Consider the following 16349-nt stretch of genomic DNA (forward strand, 5'->3'; position numbering starts at 1 on the left):
CCCGAACTCCACCGTAACCCGCAGGCACGGACAGCGCGGGCAGCCTACGCATTGGATGCGAAATATGTCTTTATCGGAGGGTGAACATCGGTAACCGAATAAGATTCGGGTCATGGCCTTCTCCGAGATCGAGTACCACGTGGCCGATCGCGTCGCCACCATCACACTGTCTCGCCCCGAGCGGCTCAACGCGTTCACCTTGACCATGCGCGCCGAGCTGATCAGCGCGTTCGACCTCGCCGACGCCGACGACGAGGTGCGCGCGGTGCTGGTCACGGGAGCCGGGCGGGCGTTCTGCGCGGGGGCCGACCTGGGCGGCGGCGGTGGCACGTTCGGCCACCGGGCGGAGGCCGAGCTGGTCGAGGGCGCGCCGCGCGACGGCGGCGGCACGGTCGCGCTGCGGATCGCCGCCTCGCTCAAGCCCGTCATCGCCGCGATCAACGGCCCGGCGGTGGGCGTGGGCGTCACGATGACGCTGCCCATGGACATCCGGCTGGCCGCCGAGAGCGCCAGGTTCGGGTTCGTGTTCGCCCGGCGCGGCATCGTCACGGAGGCGGCGTCGAGCTGGTTCCTGCCCCGGGTGGTCGGCATCTCCCGGGCCATGGAGTGGGCCGTGACCGGCCGGGTCTTCCCCGCCGCCGAGGCGCTGGAGGGCCGCCTGGTGTCGCGGGTGCTGCCGGACGAGGACCTGCTGCCCGCCGCGTACGCGCTGGGCCGCGAGATCGCCGACAACACCTCGGCCGTCTCCGTCGCCGCCGTGCGCAGGCTGATGTGGTCGGGCCTGTCGGCCGCCTCGCCGTGGGAGGCGCACGCCGCCGACTCCAGGCTCATGGCCGAGCTCGGGGGCGCGGCCGACACGGTGGAGGGGGTGACGGCGTTCCTGGAGAAGCGTCCGGCCGACTTCCCGATGAAGGTGAGCACCGACCTTCCGCCCGGCGTCCCCACATGGCCGGACAATCCATATTCTGTCTGATATGTACGAGATCACCGTTCTCCCCATGCAGCCCGACTTCGAGGGCGAGGTCGTCGCGACCCTGATCTCCAGGAAGACCGGTTCGCGCAGGGCGGTGCTCTACGTCCACGGATTCACCGACTACTTCTTCCAGGACCATCTGGCCGACCACTACGTCCAGCGCGGCATCGACTTCTACGCCCTCGACCTGCGCAAGTACGGCCGCTCACTGCTCCCGCACCAGACCAGGGGGCTGATCAGGAGCGTCACCGACTACTTCCCCGAGATCGACGAGGCAGTCCGCCTCATCCGCCGCGACCACGACGAGCTGACCGTCAACGCCCACTCCACCGGCGGCCTGATCACCGCGCTGTGGGCCGACCGGGTCCGTGGCCGGGGCCTGGTGCAGGGGCTCGTACTCAACAGCCCGTTCCTCGACCTCAACGTGCCGGCCCCGCTCCGGCTGGCCGCCGACCTGCTCAAGACCCCGATGTCCTACGTCCGGCGCCCGCTGCCCCTCGGCATCAGCACCGCCTACGGCCAGAGCCTGCACCGCACAGAACAGGGCGAATGGGACTACGACCTGGAGCTCAAGCCCCTGGTCGGGTTCTCCGTGCACGCCATGTGGCTGGCCGCCATCCGGCGGGCCCAGCGGCGGCTGCACCGCGGGCTGGCGGTGGACGTGCCGGTGCTCGTCCTCGCCTCCTCCACGGGCCTGCGGGTACGCGACTTCGTGCCCGAGGCGCGCTCGGCCGACATCGTGCTCGACCCGGAGCACATGGCCCGCTGGGCCACCTCGATCGGCCCCCACGTCACCTGCGTGCGGATCCAGGACGGCGTGCACGACCTGGTGCTGTCGGCCGAGCCCGCGCGCAAGCAGGTCTTCGCCGAGCTCGATCGCTGGATGAACGCCTACCAGGGCACTTCCTGCCCGGGCACTTCCTACCAGGGGAACGAGAACAGGCCGTAGTAGGCCGCCGCCACCAGGAGCAGCCCGGTGCCGCCGAGCACGCCGCCGATCGCCACGTACTGCCACCGGGTGGGCTGCATGCCCTCCCGCAGCGCCGACACGTACGCGGCCACCGCCGTGACCTCCTGGACCAGCATGAGCGCGGCCAGCACGCGGACCACCAGCCAGCCCGCCAGCACGGCCGGCCAGGCGCCCGCCTGGTTCACCGAGAACAGCACCAGCAGCATGATGAACGCCACGACCGAGGCCAGCAGGCCGAGGCCCGTCCACGCCATCCTGCGCAGCCTGCGCCTGATCGGCGGCCACAGCCGGGCGTTGGTCTCGACCGGCGGCCTGCCGTGGCCGCGCAGCCGGACGACCATCGCCGCCACCGGGCCCGCCACGTACCCGACGGCGGCCAGGCAGACGGTCAGCCCGAGCATCGTGCCCCCCGCGTACCAGGGGGCCGCGGGCACGTCGCTGGCCTCGAACCGCTGGACCGGCGTGCTGCCCGCCATGTGCGCCGACGGCCGGGCGGTGGCCGGCAGACCGGTGATCCAGTTGGCCAGCGTCTCCAGGTAGCCCTTGGTGAACGGGCCGCCGTTGACCCGCATCGCGTGGTCGCCCTTGTCCATGAAGCGGATCGTGTACCGGTCGTTGCCCGCCTGGGCGAGCGCCGTGACCAGCGCCTTGGTGGACTCCACGAAGGGGATCGAGGGGTCGGTCGTGCCGTAGAACGCCAGGACCGGCTGCTTGACCTGCCGTAAGGCCGGCATCGCGTCGTAGCGCAGGAAGGTGAAGCCGACGCCGCCCATCGCCCTGGTCAGCAGGTCGCGGGCGCCGATGGGGGCGTGCAGCCGCAGCAGCTGCTCGTTCAGGGCCCAGGCGACCTGCCGCAGCGGCGAGACGTTCGGCGAGGAGACCAGCACCGCGAAACCCACCGCCGCGCTCTTCGCCGCCGCGATCGGGACGACCCAGCCGCCCTCGCTAACCCCCCACAGCCCGACGCGGGAGGCGTCCACCTCCGGCCGGGTGCGCAGGTACTCCACCATGCGCAGCGCGTCGTCGGCCAGCAGCCCGAAGTCGCGGTCGCGGAAGTCGTAGCCGACGGTCCGCTTGTCGAAGGCGATCGTCGCCACGCCCGCCCTGGCCAGGAACTCCGCCTGCGGCGTGAACTCCGTCCGCGACCCGTTGCCCGACCCCGACACGAACACCATCGCCGGGTGCGGGCCGGGCGAGAGCGGCACGCGTAAGGTGCCCTCCAGACGCTGGCCCTCGGCCGGCAGCGAGATCTCCTCCCGCCGCACGGCGGTGGCCGCCACCACCGGGCGCAGCTCGTCGGCCGGTTGCGGGGGAATCGCCGCGAACGCCGGGTCCGCCTTCAGCGGCGGCGGGTCGAACGCGGGCGGCAACACGTAGCCGACCGACGCGAGAGCCACCAGTGCCAGGCCGGCGGCGACGCTCAAGGTGCCACGGCCAGTGCGCATTGGCCTCCCCATGTGCGTTGGTTTGCCCGCTGATCATCCAGCCTACTCCCGGCTTCTGTGACGGGAGGGGCCGCATTTGTCGGTGAGAGATGTTAGCTTCCTGCGACATGCGGATCCTGCACACCTCCGACTGGCACCTCGGGCGCTCCTTCCATCGGGAGAGCCTGCTCGGGGCGCAGGCCGCGTTCGTCGACCACCTGGTCGAGACGGTGCGCGCCGAGCGGGTCGACGTCGTGGCCGTCTCCGGCGACGTCTACGACCGCGCCCTGCCGCCGGTCGACGCGGTGGCCCTGCTCTCCGACGCGCTCGCCCGCCTGCGCGCCGCCGGGGCGCGGGTGGTGCTGATCAGCGGCAACCACGACTCGGCGCTGCGGCTGGGGTTCGGGTCGGCGCTGTTCGAGTCCTCGGGGGTGCACGTCCGCACCGAGCCCGCGCAGTCGTGGGAGCCGGTGCTGGTCGGCGACGTCGCCTTCTACGGCATCCCCTACCTGGAGCCCGAGCTGGTGCGCACCCCCTGGCAGCTCCCCGACCGCGGCCACACCGCCGCGATCTCCCACGCGATGAGCCGGGTCCGCGCCGACGCCGTCCGCCATCGGGCCGCCGTCGTGCTGGCCCACTGCTTCGTGACCGGCGGGCAGGCCAGCGACAGCGAGCGCGACATCAGCGTGGGCGGCGTGTCCCACGTCCCCCTGTCGGCCTTCGACGGCGTCGACTACGTCGCGCTCGGCCACCTGCACGGGCGGCAGCGCATGTCCGAGACCGTGCGCTACTCCGGCTCCCCGCTGGCCTACTCCTTCTCCGAGACCGGCCACGTCAAGGGCTGCTGGCTGGTCACGCTCGGCTCGGGCGCGGAGTTCGTGCCCGCGCCCGTGCCCCGGCCGGTCGGGCGGCTCCGCGGCGACCTCGACGACCTGCTGGCCCTGCCCGCCTTCTCCTCCTACGAAGATCACTGGCTGCAGATCACCCTGACCGACGCCGTCCGTCCCAAGCAGGCCATGGACCGGCTGCGGGCCCGTTTCCCGCACGCCCTCGCCCTGTCGTTCGAGCCGGTGGGCGCGGCGCCCGCCGCCGGGCCGGTGAAGGTCAGCGGGCGGCCCGAGGCGGAGGTCGCCCTCGACTTCGTCCGCGAGGTGCGCGGCGAGCCCGCCGCGCCCGAGGAGGAAGACCTGCTGAGACAGGCGGTCGAGGCGTCGCGGGTGCAGGAGACGATGGCGTAGATGCGGCCGCACCAGCTCTCCCTCACGGCCTTCGGGTCCTTCCCCGGCACCGAGACGGTCGACTTCGACGCCCTCACCGAGGCGGGCCTGTTCCTCATCCACGGGCCCACCGGGGCGGGCAAGACCACGATCCTCGACGCCCTCTGCTTCGCCCTCTACGGCGTCGTGCCCGGCCAGCGCAACAGCGCCCGCAGCCTGCGCTGCGACCACGCGCCCGCCGGCATCGGCCCTTCGGTGACGCTGGAGGTCACGATCCGGGGCCGTTCGCTGCGCATCCGGCGCTCGCCGTCGTGGCAGCGTCCCAAGTTGCGCGGTTCCGGGTTCACCGAGGAGAAGGCCAAGGTCGTCGTCGAGGAGCGCCGCGGGGCCGCCTGGCAGGGGCTCACGACCCGGCTCGACGAGGCGGGCGACCTGGTGGGCGGGCTGCTCGGGATGAACGCCGAGCAGTTCTGCCAGGTGGTGATGTTGCCGCAGGGCGACTTCGCCAAGTTCCTGCGCGCCGACGGCGACGACCGCGCCCGGCTGCTGGAGCGGCTGTTCACCGTCAAGGTGTTCACCCAGGCCGAGGCGTGGCTGGCCGAGCGGCGGCGGGCCACGGGGCGGGAGGAGCAGGAGCTGGGGCGCGAGGTGGCCTTCGCCGTCGAACGCCTGGAGGAAGCCGCCGGCCCCGTCCTCGCCCCCGCGCCGGACGGTGGTGCCGGGGAGGGGCATCCGCCGTCGGCGGCGGACGATCCGCTCGGATGGGCCGGCGCGTTGCTGGGCGCGGCGCGGGCCGTCGTCCACCGGTGCGAGGAGCGGCACACCGCCGCGGGCGAGGCCGTACGCGCGGCGCGGTCGCGGTTCGAGCGGGCCGCCGCCCTCGCCGAACGCCGCCGCCGCCACGCCGAGGCCCTGACCCTGCGCCGCACCCTCGACGAGCGCGCCGACGAACGCGCCGACCTCCAGGCCGTCATCGACGACGCCGCCCGCGCCGACCGCGTGCTCCCGCTCATCACGGCCGCCGGGCAACGCGCCGAGGCCGCCGCCAAGGCCCGCGCCATGGTCGCCGACGCCCTGGCCCGCGCCCGCCCCCTCCTCACCCGCCGCCCCGCGCCGGGCGTCGAGGGGCCGGCGGGCGGCGGGCAGCCGTCGGTGGAGGAGCTGGAGGGCCTGGAGCGGGAGCGCCGGGCCGAGCTGGCCCGGCTGTCCGAGCTGCTCACCGAGGAGGCCCGGCTGTCGGTCGTCCGGCGCGACCTGGCGCGGGTGGAGCAGGAGCTGGCCGAGCTGGTCCGCGCCGACGAGACCGTCGCCGCGCGGCTCGCCGTCCTGCCCGGCCTGGTCGCGGACGCCGAGGGCAGGCTCGCCGGCGCGCGGGTGGCCGCGGCGCGCATCCCGGCGGCCCAGGCCGTACGCGATGCCGCCGCCGACCTGATCGACGTCGACCGGGAGCTCGCCGCGCTGGCCGGTGAGCTCGAAGTGCTGGCCCAGCGCGAGGCCGAGGTGGCGGCGGCCGAGTCCGAGTTGCCCGCCCGGCTGGCCGCGGCGGGCGCCGCCCTGGCCGAGGTGCGCGCCGCGGCGGCGGCCGTGCCCGCCGCCGCCGCCCGTCTCGACGCCGCCCGTGCCGTCCTGGAGGCCGCTCACCGCCGCGACGCCCTCGCCGCCGACCTGGAGTCGGCCGCCGCCGCCCACCAGGTCCTGGTGGACCGCGCTCAGGAGACCCGCGAACGCTGGCTCGACCTGCGTCAGGCCAGGATCGACGGCATGGCGGCCGAGCTGGCCCGCGATCTGACCGACGGGCGTCCGTGCGCGGTCTGCGGCTCCGAGCACCACCCCGTGCCCGCCGCACCGGTTCCCAGCGCGCCCTCGCCCGACGACGAGCACGCCGCTGAGACCGCCCACGAGGCGGCCGCCGCCGACCGGGAGGCCGCCGAACGTGCTCTGGCCTCGATCGAGTCCCGGCTCGCCGACGCCTCGGAGGCCACCGAGGGGCTGTCCGCCGACACCGCGGCCGGGCACGTGCTCGCGGCCGAGGAGGAACTGGCCCGGCTGCGGTCGGTCGCCGACCGGGAGCCCGCCCTCGCCGACGCGCTCGACCGCCTCGAAGGCGACCGCGACCACGTCCGCGACCGGGCCAGGGAGATCGCCGAGGCGCTCGCCGCCCACCACGCCCACCGCACCGGGCTCACCGCCGAACGCGCCCGCCTCCACACTCGCCTCACCCAGACCCTGCACCCCGAGACGCTCCTGTCCGAGCGCCCTCTCACGGCAGATCCCCTTCCCGAGACCCCAGACGGGGTCGACGGGAGGCGGGTGCTGGCCGCGGCCGAGGAGGAGTTGCGGCGGCTCGCCGCGGTGGCGGCCAAGGAGGCGGGGCTGGCGGCCGAGGTCGCCGCGCTCGGCCGCGAACGTGCCGAGCTGGAGGAACGCGGACGCCGCATCGCGGCGCGGGTGGCGGCCGGGCGTACCAGACATGAGGAGCTGAGCGCGGATGCCGGGCGGCTGGGCGCACGGCTCGACGCGGCCCGGGGCGGGGACACGACCCTGACGGCCCGCCTGTCCAGGCTCAACGACGAGGCCGAGCTGCTGCGCGAGGCGCTGGAGGCCACCAGGGCGGCGGTCGCGGCGGCCGGTGAGCTCGACGCCGCCGCCGAGGCGGCCGGGCGGGCGGCGGCCGAGGCGGGGTTCGCCGACGTGCGGGAGGCCGAGGAGGCGTACCGGAGCCCGGCCGAGCGGGAGGGCAAGGCGGAGCTGCTGCGGCGGCTGGACGACCAGCACGCCGCCGTCACCGCCCTGCTCGCCGACCCCGAGCTGATCGCCGCGGCCGCCGAGCCCGAGCCGGACCTGGCGGCGGCCGCGGCGGGCAGAGACGCGGCGGAGGAAGCGCACACGCGGCTGGCCAGCGAGCGCGACCGGGCGGTGGCCAGGGCCGCCCGCCTCGCCGAGCTGCGCGATGAGCTGGCCGCGCGCATCGAGCGGTGGCGTCCCGCGGCCGAGCGGCACCGGCTGGCCGAACGGATGGCGGCGCTGGCCTCGGGCACCTCCGGCGACAACCAGTGGAACATGAGCCTGACCTCGTTCGTGCTGGGGGAGCGGCTCAGGCAGGTGGTCGACGCCGCCAACGAGCGCCTCGACCACATGTCGTCCGGCCGCTACCTGCTCCGGCACGACCTGCGCAAGACCGCCGGATCACGGGCGCGGTCCGGCGGCGGCCTGGGCCTGCAGGTGGCCGACGCCTGGACCGGAGTCGACCGCGACCCGGCGACCCTGTCGGGCGGCGAGAGCTTCATCACCTCGCTCGCGCTCGCGCTCGGCCTGGCCGACGTGGTCACGGCGGAGGCGGGCGGCGCGGAGGTCGGCACGCTGTTCGTGGACGAGGGCTTCGGCACCCTCGACGAGGACACCCTCGACGACGTGCTCGACATCCTCGACGGGCTGCGCGACGGCGGACGCGCGGTCGGCATCGTCAGCCACGTCGGCGAGCTGCGTACCCGGATCCCGGTGCAGCTCAAGGTGGGCAAGACCCGCCGGGGCTCGACGCTGGTCGGCTAGGCGGCCGGTCAGCCAGGCGGCGGCGCGGTCGAGGCGCGCACGATCAGCTCGTACGGGAACAGCCGCCGCTCCGGCCGGGCCGCGGCCCCCGACAGCAGCAGCCGCCCGGCCGCCTCCCCGATCTCCTGCTTGGCCTGCCGGATCGTGGTGAGCCCCGCCTCCTCGGCCGCGCTGTCGGAGAACCCGACGACCGACAGCTCGCCCGGCACGTCGATGCCCAGGTCGGCGGCGGCGTCGAGGACGCCGAGGGCGAGCACGTCGGTGTTGGTCAGGATCGCCGTGGGGCGCGGGGCCAGCCGCAGCAGCGCGTGGCCGGCCTTCCTGCCCGCCTCCCGCGAGTTCCTGGCGACCTCGTAGCAGGGCACGTCGTCCCAGTCGAGGCCGGCCTGCTCGCAGGCCGTCTGGTAGCCGCCGCGCCGGGCGCGCATCGCCGCGAACACCGCGCCCTCCTGGCGGGCGCGGTCGGCCCAGCCGGTGTGGCCGTCGTCGTGCAGGCCGACCATGGCCACCGCGACCCGCCGGTGCCCGAGGCCGAGCACGTGCGCGGCGGCGGCGGCCCCGGCGGCCGGTTCGTCGATGCCGACGAAGGGGTGGCCGGGCACGTACGGCTCGTCCACCACCACGACGGGCAGCTTCCTGGCCAGCACCTCGGCCAGCGCCGGATGGCCGTCGGGCAGCGAGACCACGCAGAACGCGTCGACCACCGCGTCGCGCACGGTGTCGCTGCGCCGGTCGCCGTGCGGCAGCGGCAGGATGAGCAGGCCGACGCCCGCCTCCTCGGCCGCCGTGGCGAGCCCCTGGAAGAACCCGAGCGCGTACGGGTCGGCGAAGGCGTAGGCCAGCGTCTCGCTGAACAGCAGGCCGAGCGCGCCGGCGCGACCGAGCCGGAGCGAGCGCGCCGTCGGGTTGGGGCCCGCGTAGCCGAGCTCGTCGGCCACCTCCAGGATGCGCCGCCGCAGCCCGTCGCTGAGCTGGTCGGGCCGGGAGAAGGCGTACGACACGGTGGCGCGGGACACGCCGAGCCTGTCGGCGATCGTCTGCAGGGTGACCCTTGCCATCGTCCAACCGTATCGAACGGCCTTGCCGGTGCGTTCTTAATTGATTAAGGTCTTAATTGATTAAGGAGGAGAGAGATGGATGCCATGCAGGTTCTCGCGCACCGGACGGCGATGGGATTCCGCGGCTCGCTCGACGCGGCCCTGCCGGGGGCGCCGCGCAGGCGGGACCCGGAGCGGGTCGCCGTACGGGCGCGGCTCGCCCACTCGCTACGCCGCACCGCCGACCGCCTCGACCCCACCTGCCCACCCACCCGATACGGCGAGGCGTGAACCGCCCCTACTCGTGAGATCCGGACAGCTCTGGTGTCCCGCCCTGCTGGTCGTCCAGACCGGAGGCGCCCCGGCCGTTCGGGGTCGACTGTCCGCTTGGCGCGGTGAGGTGGGACTGCCCCTTCTTGTGAGATCCGGGCGGCCCTGATGTGCTCGCGCTGTCGGTCGCATACATCTGACGTCTTCGGCTGGGCGGATTCGATCGTCTGGCTGGTGCGGCGCAGTGTGATCGCCCCCTCGCCCCCGGCCGGTCGTCCAGGCCCGACGTCCCCGGCCAGCCGGACTTGACCGCCCGCCCCCGCCCCCGCCGGGGCGGCCTGAGGGGTGGGGCGTCAAGTTGGGGCGGGCCTGGAGGCAGGGCGCGGGGAGGGAGAGGGGGCAGGGGGACGGGTGTCAGGGGAGGTTGGCTATCAGGTCGGGGATTGTGGTGGGGTCGTGGAAGAGGGTGGCGCCGAGGCCGGACAGGCGTGCGGGTGGCGTCAGGCCGCCCGCGAACGCCAGGCAGCGCATCCCCGCGCTCATCGCCGCCCGCACCCCGAACGGACTGTCCTCGATCACCACGCAGCCCTCCGGCGCGGCGCCCATCGTGGCCGCGGCGTGCAGGAACAGGTCGGGGGCGGGCTTGCCGCGGGCCACGTCCTCGGCGCTGAAGACGCGGCCGTCGAAACGCCGGGCGAGGCCGGTCAGCTCCAGGCTGTTGCGGACGTTGGCGTGCCGGCCGTTGGAGGCCACGCAGTAGGGGATGTCCAGGCGGTCCAGGGCGACCTCGATGCCCTCGATGGCGCGCAGCTCGGCCTCCATCGCGGCCAGGTACTCCTGGGTGATCTGGTCGTGCCAGCCCGGGGGCGTCTCGCCGACCTGCTCGTCCCAGTACTCGTTGCTGCAGCCGACGAAGCGCTCGGCGTACTCGGTCTCGTCGATCGTCCAGCCCAGGCGGCGCAGGGCGGCGGTGCCCACGCGTACCGAGATGCGCTCGCTGTCGACGAGCACCCCGTCACAGTCGAAGATGACCAGTTCCACGGCCAAGATGCGGTCCTCCCAAAGACGACGTTTGCGGTCGAATCTATCGGGCGGCTGTGTGACATTGCGCAGGTGGTAGCGTCGTTGTATCGCTTGACAAGATGTCAGTCCGGATAGTGAGACGTGAAGTGAAGACTTCCCCCCGGGTCTCGGCGCCCAGCACGACCAGGATCGCCATGGCCGGCCTCATGGGCACCGCGATCGAGTTCTACGACTTCTACATCTACGGGACCGCCGCCGCGCTGGTGCTCAACACCGCGTTCTTCCCCGGCATGGACCCGGTGGCCGGCCGGCTGGCCGCGTTCTCGACGTTCGCGGTGGCGTTCGTCTCGCGTCCGCTCGGGTCGGCGGTGTTCGGTCACTGGGGCGACCGCGTCGGGCGCAAGTCGATGCTGGTCGTCTCGCTGCTGGTGATGGGCCTGTCCACGGTGGCGATCGGGCTGCTGCCGGGGTACGCGGCCATCGGCGTGGCCGCGCCCGTGCTGCTGCTGCTGCTGCGGTTCACCCAGGGCATCGGCCTCGGCGGCGAGTGGGGCGGCGCGGCGCTGCTGGCCACCGAGCACGCCCCGCCCGGCAGGCGCGGCCGGTACGCGATGTTCCCGCAGCTCGGCCCCGCGGCCGGGTTCATCGTGGCCAACGGGCTGTTCCTGATCCTCGGCGAGACGCTGACCGACGAGCAGTTCGGCGGCTGGGGCTGGCGGCTGCCGTTCGTGGCCAGCCTGCTCCTCGTGGTCGTCGGCCTGTACGTGCGGCTGCGGATCTCCGAGACGCCGGTCTTCCGGGCCGCCCTCGACCAGCGCCGCATCGCCAAGGTGCCGTTCGCCGGGCTGATGCGTCACCAGTGGCGGCGGGTGCTGCTCGCCGCCGGGGCGATGACCGTCGCCTACACGCTCTTCTACACCGCCACCACCTACTGCCTGTCCTACGGCACCGCCACCCTCGGCATCCCGAAGACCACCATGCTGACCCTGACCATGGTCGGCGTGCTGTTCATGGCGGCGGGCACGGTCGTCTCGGCGGTGGTCAGCGACCGGCTGGGCCGCCGCCGCACCCTCCTCACCGGTACGGCCGTCGCCGTCGCGTGGGGGCTGGTGATGTTCCCGCTGATGGAGACCGGGTCGGTCGTCCTGACCGGGGTGGCGCTGGCCGGCGCGCTCGGGCTGATGGGGCTGATCTTCGGGCCGATGGGGGCGTACCTGCCGGAGTTGTTCAGGACGGAGTTCCGCTACAGCGGCGCCTCGGTCGCCTACAGCCTCGGTGGCGTGCTGGGCGGGGCGGTGCCACCGCTGGTCGCCACCAGCCTGCAATCGAGCGGCCTCGGCGTCATGGGCGTCGGGCTCTACGTCTCGGCGATGGCCCTGCTGAGCCTGCTCTGCCTGCTCGCCCTGCCGGAGACCGGCGACATCTCACTCCGATAGTCCGGCTTTTCCTGTCACATCCGCCGGGGCTGTCTCGTCCTCCTGGTGAAGAACCTGATGAGGAGGAGCGGACGATGAGCAAGCACATTCTGATCGTCGGCGGTGGATATGTCGGGATGTACACGGCCCGCGGGCTGCGGCGGCTGATCCGGTCGGGCGAGGTGACGGTCACCGTGGTCGATCCGCGGGGGTACATGACGTACCAGCCGTTCCTGGCCGAGGCGGTCGGCGGGACGATCGAGCCCCGCCACGTCGTCGCCCCGCTCAACCGGGTGCTCAAGGGCGCGCGCGTGCTCACCGGCAACGTCACCCGCGTCGACCACGAGGCCCGCACCGCGCGGTTCCAGCCGGTCCAGGGGCCGGCCAGGACGCTCACGTACGACATCCTCGTGATGGCGGCCGGGTCGATCACCCGTGCGCTGCCCATCCCGGGGCTGGCCGAGCACGCGGTCGGGTTCAAGAGCCTCGGCGAGGCCGTGCACCTGCGCAACCACGTCCTGGCCCAGCTCGCCGCGGCCGCCTCGACCGACGACCCGCTGGTGCGGCGCAGGGCGCTGACGTTCGTGGTGGTCGGCGGCGGGTTCTCGGGCGTCGAGGCGCTGGCCGAGATGCAGGGGCTGGCCGACGAGGCCCTGCGCTACCACGACGGGATCGCGCCCGCCGACCTGAGCTGGACCCTGGTCGAGGCGACCGGCGGCATCCTGCCCGAACTCCACCCCGGCCTCGGCCGCTGGACCGTGGACGCGCTGCGCGCCCGCGGCGTGGACGTGCGGCTGGAGACCCGGCTGAACTCGGCCGAGGGCGGCGTGGCCAGGCTGTCGGATGGCACATCGCTGACGACCGGGACGCTGGTGTGGGCGGCCGGCGGCCGGCCCAGCCCGCTCGCCGCCGACAGCGGGCTGCCCGTGGACGAGGCCGGACGGCTGCGGGCCACCGAATACCTGACGGTGGCCGGGCTGGAGGACGCGTTCACGGCCGGCGACGGCGCGGCGGTGCCCGACCTGACCCGTCCGGGCAGGTTCACCGCGCCCAACGCGCAGCACGCGGTGCGCCAGGCCAAACTGCTCGCCCGCAACCTGGCGGCCCACGTTCGGGGACGCCGGCTGAAGGCGTACCGGCACGCGTACCTGGGGTCGGTGGCCGGGCTCGGCCACCACCAGGGCGTGGCCCAGGTGCACGCGATCCGGCTGACCGGGTTCCTGGGATGGCTGGCGCACCGGGCGTACCACCTGGCGTGGGTGCCGACGTTCAACCACAAGGCGCGGGTGCTGGCGGACTGGGGATTGTCGATGGTGTTCCGGCCCGAGGCGGTGCAGCTCACGGCCATCGAGCACGCGGGGGAGGACTTCCGCCAGGCCCTGGCGGCCGACGAACTCGACCGCGCCGCCTGACCCGCCCTCCCCGCGCCCGCTACACCGGCTGCTCGACCGGCTGGCCGCGGTCGACGTACGCGGCCAGCGCGCGCACCCGCTCGGCGTGCTGGTCGTGGCCGACGATCACCGGCGGCTCGTTGTACGGCATCGCGTCCGACGACCGCCGCAGCTTGACGTACTGGCCGCAGGCGTCGATCGCGTACGGCTCCATGTCGTCCTGCAGCGCCCCGATCACCGTGATGCCGTACGTCTCGCCGATCCGCCGGAACAGCGCGACCGCCTCCCTGCGATGTTCCTTGCCCAGGTTGCGGCCGAGCTCGTCGAGCACCAGGCACAGATGGCCGCCGCCGGAGGAGGCGATGGCCGCCGCGCACACCAGCTTGACGGCCTTCTCGTCCATGAGCGCGGTGTTGGCCCGCCGGTTGTACGGCACGAACCCCTGCCCCTCGCCCCGCCGCCACTTCGGCGTCACCCGCCACTGCCAGCGCTGCTCGGGGTCGGCGGGTGCGGGCGGCACCGGGAACTCCAGCGTCGCGCCGTAGCCGCCGTAGGAGGTGTCGAGCTTCTCGAACTCCTCGGCCACCCGCGTCAGCCTCGCCCTGATCGCCGCCGTCAGCGCCGCCCGGTGGACGGCCGTGGACTGCGCCGCCTCCTCCGCGCCCCGGGCCGCCGCCGCCAGGTCGCGCTGCCGGGAGACGACCTGCGCCTCGATCTGCCGCCGCTGGTGCTTCTCGTACTCCTCCTGGCCGCGCAGGTAGGAGGCCAGCGCCCCGCACACCGCCGCGAACGTCGCCTGCTCGCGCGCCGTGCTGCCGCCCCGCTCCGACAGCAGGAACGCCAGCTCCTCCGGGATCTCGGCGTCCTCCTCGGGGAAGGTGTCGCGCAACGCCTGGTCGAAGTGGCGTTCGGCGACGCGCCACCACTCCTCGGCCGCGCGGGGGCGCTCCTCCTCCGGCAGCGCCGCGATCCACTCGCGGGCGGTCTCCACCGTGCCGCCCCAGTCGGCGGCCAGCGCTTCGAGCCTGAGCGACTCGCGCTCGGCGGTGACCTTGGCCTCCTGCTCGCGGGCCTGCGCCCGCTCGCTCTCGTGCCGCTGCCGCCGCCCCTCGAGGCGCTCGATCTCCATGTCCCGGGTACGGGCCCGGAAGTCGAGCGCGCCCGCCTGCCGCTCGGCCTCGGCGACCTTCGGCGCCAGCTCCTCGATCGCCGCGTTGAGCCCGACGAGCCGGTCACGCCGCTCGGCCAGCCTGGCCTCCAGCTCCGCCAGCCGCACCCCGGCCCGCGCGCCCTCCAGCCGCCGCTGCGCCTCGGCGACGGCCTCCTCGGCCTCGCGCACCACCGCCGCGGCGTTCTCCTGGGCGTCTTCGGCCCGGTTGAGCCGCTGGCCGGCGGCCTTGATGCGGGCCTCCCGCCCGGTCGCCACCCCGTCGAACGCCCCCACCACGCTCACCCCGGCCGCGCTGACCAGCACGGACCCCGGCAGCTCGGCCAGGGCGCGGGCCGCCTCGCCGAGCCGCGCGGCGTCGACGATGACGGCGTGCTCGTGCGGCCAGCCGCGCAGGCCGGCGCCGGGAAGGGCGGCGTCGCGGGCCTGCTCGGCCACGTCGAGGGCGTCGAGCAGGCCGGTCGCCCCGACCCCCGCCGCCGACAGCGCGTCGAGCTGGGCCGCGGCCGGGCCGCCCTCCGCGTCGTCGAGCGCCGCCCGCGCCGAGGACACCTCCTGGTCGGCCACGCCGAGCGCCTTGAGCGCCTCGTTGAGCCGGAGCCCGGCCTGCCGCAGCTCGCCCTCGGCGGCGGGCACGTCACGCCCGTCGGCGAACCTGCGCGTCTCCTCCAGCGCCGGGATCGCGGCACGCAGCTCGTCGGCGGAGTTCTCGGCCACCGCGCGGTCGGCGTCGAGCTTGGTGCCACGGGCCTGCAGGGCGGCCAGCTCCTTGCGCGCCTGGGACACCTGGCGGTCGAAGGTGTCCTCGCGCAGCGTGGCGATCTCGGCCTTGACCAGCGCGATCTCATCGGCGGCCGACTCGCCCGCGGCGCGGTGGCGGTCGAGGTCGGCGGCCAGCAGCTCGTCTTTGGCGGCGGCGTCGGCGAGCTTGCGCGCCTGCCTGCCGCGCCAGCAGCGCAACGCCTCGGCCAGGCGCACCCGGGCCTGGTCGCGGCGGTCGAACGTGCCGAGCAGCGCCTTCGACTCCACCTCGAACTCGGCCAGCCGGTCGGCCGCCTGCGCCGCCCGCACCCGCTTGGCGTGCTCGTCGCGCCGGGCCTCGCGCTCCTGCTCCAGCTCGGCGTCGAGGCCGGTGAGCGCCGCGATGGCCTCGAAGACCCGCTCGGGGGAGATCTCGTTGAGCGGCTGGGAGAGCAGGTTGGTGGCGACCTTGCTGCGCACGGACGTGGACAGGAACGACACGCACCTGACCCGGTCGCCGTAGAGCACCTTGGTCAGGTCGCGGGCCACGACGTCGCGCTTGCCCGCCGACCTCGGCAGCGACGCCCAGATCTCGTCGGCCCGCGCCACCCGCTCGGCCTCGGACGGCGAGGCGGCCAGATGGACGCCCTCCCGCCAGCGGATCTCCAGGTGCGGAGCCTCCTGGTTGACCTTGAGCCACACGGTGATCGCGCCGCCCGAGGTGTCGGGCACCTCGAACAGCTCCCCGCTGTCCTCCTCGCCCTCATCGGCCAGGGTGAGGTCGGCGGAGGCGACCGGCTCGGCCGGGGCCGGGGCGGGCGGCGGGGCGAAGGAGTCCGTGCCGGGCGGGCCGAAGACGCCCACGATGTAGCCGTGGTCGGCGCTCGCCCACTGGCGGGCGCCCGCGCCGCTGGCCAGCTCGGCGTTGAAGAGCAGCTCGGAGACCGCCTTGGCGCCCGAGGCGAACCGCCACTGCTCGTCGCCGAGCAGCGCCGTGATCGAGGCGATGAACGACGACTTGCCCGCGCCGTTGGAGTCTTTGGGGCCCGCGCCCGCGACGACGATGAGCGTGCCGGGGACCGTGGGCACCGGATGGGTCGAGAGCCGTGAGATGTTGACCGCCTGCACGGCGATCAGCACCCGGTCTCCGACGACGTTCTCCATCTGCGAC

At 74.3% G+C, this 16349-nt stretch carries 11 protein-coding genes; 7 read left to right on the top strand and 4 right to left on the bottom strand.

Annotation, left to right across the window (positions count from 1 at the left end):
• Positions 1 to 112 precede the first annotated feature (112 nt).
• Positions 113 to 973, top strand: coding sequence for an enoyl-CoA hydratase-related protein (locus tag ACNF49_RS20215; RefSeq protein ID WP_482944666.1), 861 nt, complete (start codon positions 113 to 115; stop codon positions 971 to 973).
• A gap of 1 nt (position 974) precedes the next feature.
• Positions 975 to 1922 (top strand): alpha/beta hydrolase, encoded by a 948-nt coding sequence (locus tag ACNF49_RS20220; RefSeq protein WP_482944667.1) that lies wholly within the window; start codon positions 975 to 977, stop codon positions 1920 to 1922.
• Here the strand turns inward: ACNF49_RS20220 and ACNF49_RS20225 are convergent.
• Complete coding sequence (locus ACNF49_RS20225) at positions 1895 to 3388, bottom strand: alpha/beta hydrolase family protein (protein ID WP_357964650.1); 1494 nt, start codon at positions 3386 to 3388, stop codon at positions 1895 to 1897. The genes ACNF49_RS20220 and ACNF49_RS20225 overlap by 28 nt on opposite strands.
• Before the next feature lie 107 nt (positions 3389 to 3495).
• Here ACNF49_RS20225 and ACNF49_RS20230 point away from each other — a divergent pair, with 107 nt between their 5' ends.
• Together ACNF49_RS20230 and ACNF49_RS20235 are read left to right on the top strand one after the other, a co-directional pair.
• Positions 3496 to 4605, top strand: a complete 1110-nt coding sequence (locus ACNF49_RS20230) for an exonuclease SbcCD subunit D (RefSeq protein ID WP_482944668.1) — start codon at positions 3496 to 3498, stop codon at positions 4603 to 4605.
• On the top strand, positions 4606 to 8133 hold the full coding sequence (locus ACNF49_RS20235) for an AAA family ATPase (RefSeq protein ID WP_482944669.1): 3528 nt from the start codon (positions 4606 to 4608) through the stop codon (positions 8131 to 8133).
• Positions 8134 to 8141: 8 nt separating this feature from the next.
• On the opposite strand, the gene ACNF49_RS20240 is transcribed toward ACNF49_RS20235, so the two are convergent.
• Entirely contained in the window at positions 8142 to 9191 is a 1050-nt protein-coding gene (locus ACNF49_RS20240; protein ID WP_482944670.1) for a LacI family DNA-binding transcriptional regulator, read from the bottom strand.
• Between the two features lie 75 nt (positions 9192 to 9266).
• Between ACNF49_RS20240 and ACNF49_RS20245 the strand changes: the two genes are divergently transcribed.
• Complete coding sequence (locus ACNF49_RS20245) at positions 9267 to 9461, top strand: hypothetical protein (protein WP_482944671.1); 195 nt, start codon at positions 9267 to 9269, stop codon at positions 9459 to 9461.
• A 393-nt stretch (positions 9462 to 9854) separates the two neighbouring features.
• On the opposite strand, the gene ACNF49_RS20250 is transcribed toward ACNF49_RS20245, so the two are convergent.
• Entirely contained in the window at positions 9855 to 10481 is a 627-nt protein-coding gene (locus tag ACNF49_RS20250) for an HAD family hydrolase (RefSeq protein WP_482945550.1), read from the bottom strand.
• Between the two features lie 128 nt (positions 10482 to 10609).
• On the opposite strand from ACNF49_RS20250, the gene ACNF49_RS20255 reads away from it, so the two are divergent.
• Positions 10610 to 11899, top strand: a complete 1290-nt coding sequence (locus tag ACNF49_RS20255) for an MFS transporter (RefSeq protein ID WP_482944672.1) — start codon at positions 10610 to 10612, stop codon at positions 11897 to 11899.
• 74 nt (positions 11900 to 11973) lie between these two features.
• Entirely contained in the window at positions 11974 to 13290 is a 1317-nt protein-coding gene (locus ACNF49_RS20260) for an NAD(P)/FAD-dependent oxidoreductase (protein WP_482944673.1), read from the top strand.
• Between the two features lie 19 nt (positions 13291 to 13309).
• On the opposite strand, the gene ACNF49_RS20265 is transcribed toward ACNF49_RS20260, so the two are convergent.
• On the bottom strand, positions 13310 to 16342 hold the full coding sequence (locus tag ACNF49_RS20265; RefSeq protein WP_482944674.1) for a coiled-coil domain-containing protein: 3033 nt from the start codon (positions 16340 to 16342) through the stop codon (positions 13310 to 13312).
• Positions 16343 to 16349: the final 7 nt, after the last annotated feature.

Source organism: Actinomadura sp. ATCC 39365 (assembly GCF_054392275.1).

Bases quoted from the DNA above. Each gene is read 5' to 3' on its own strand.
- ACNF49_RS20215 (WP_482944666.1), top strand. From the start codon at position 113: ATGGCCTTCTCCGAGATCGAGTACCACGTGGCCGATCGCGTCGCCACC.
- ACNF49_RS20220 (WP_482944667.1), top strand. From the start codon at position 975: ATGTACGAGATCACCGTTCTCCCCATGCAGCCCGACTTCGAGGGCGAG.
- ACNF49_RS20225 (WP_357964650.1), bottom strand. From the start codon at position 3,388: ATGCGCACTGGCCGTGGCACCTTGAGCGTCGCCGCCGGCCTGGCACTG.
- ACNF49_RS20230 (WP_482944668.1), top strand. From the start codon at position 3,496: ATGCGGATCCTGCACACCTCCGACTGGCACCTCGGGCGCTCCTTCCAT.
- ACNF49_RS20235 (WP_482944669.1), top strand. From the start codon at position 4,606: ATGCGGCCGCACCAGCTCTCCCTCACGGCCTTCGGGTCCTTCCCCGGC.
- ACNF49_RS20240 (WP_482944670.1), bottom strand. From the start codon at position 9,191: ATGGCAAGGGTCACCCTGCAGACGATCGCCGACAGGCTCGGCGTGTCC.
- ACNF49_RS20245 (WP_482944671.1), top strand. From the start codon at position 9,267: ATGGATGCCATGCAGGTTCTCGCGCACCGGACGGCGATGGGATTCCGC.
- ACNF49_RS20260 (WP_482944673.1), top strand. From the start codon at position 11,974: ATGAGCAAGCACATTCTGATCGTCGGCGGTGGATATGTCGGGATGTAC.
- ACNF49_RS20265 (WP_482944674.1), bottom strand. From the start codon at position 16,342: ATGGAGAACGTCGTCGGAGACCGGGTGCTGATCGCCGTGCAGGCGGTC.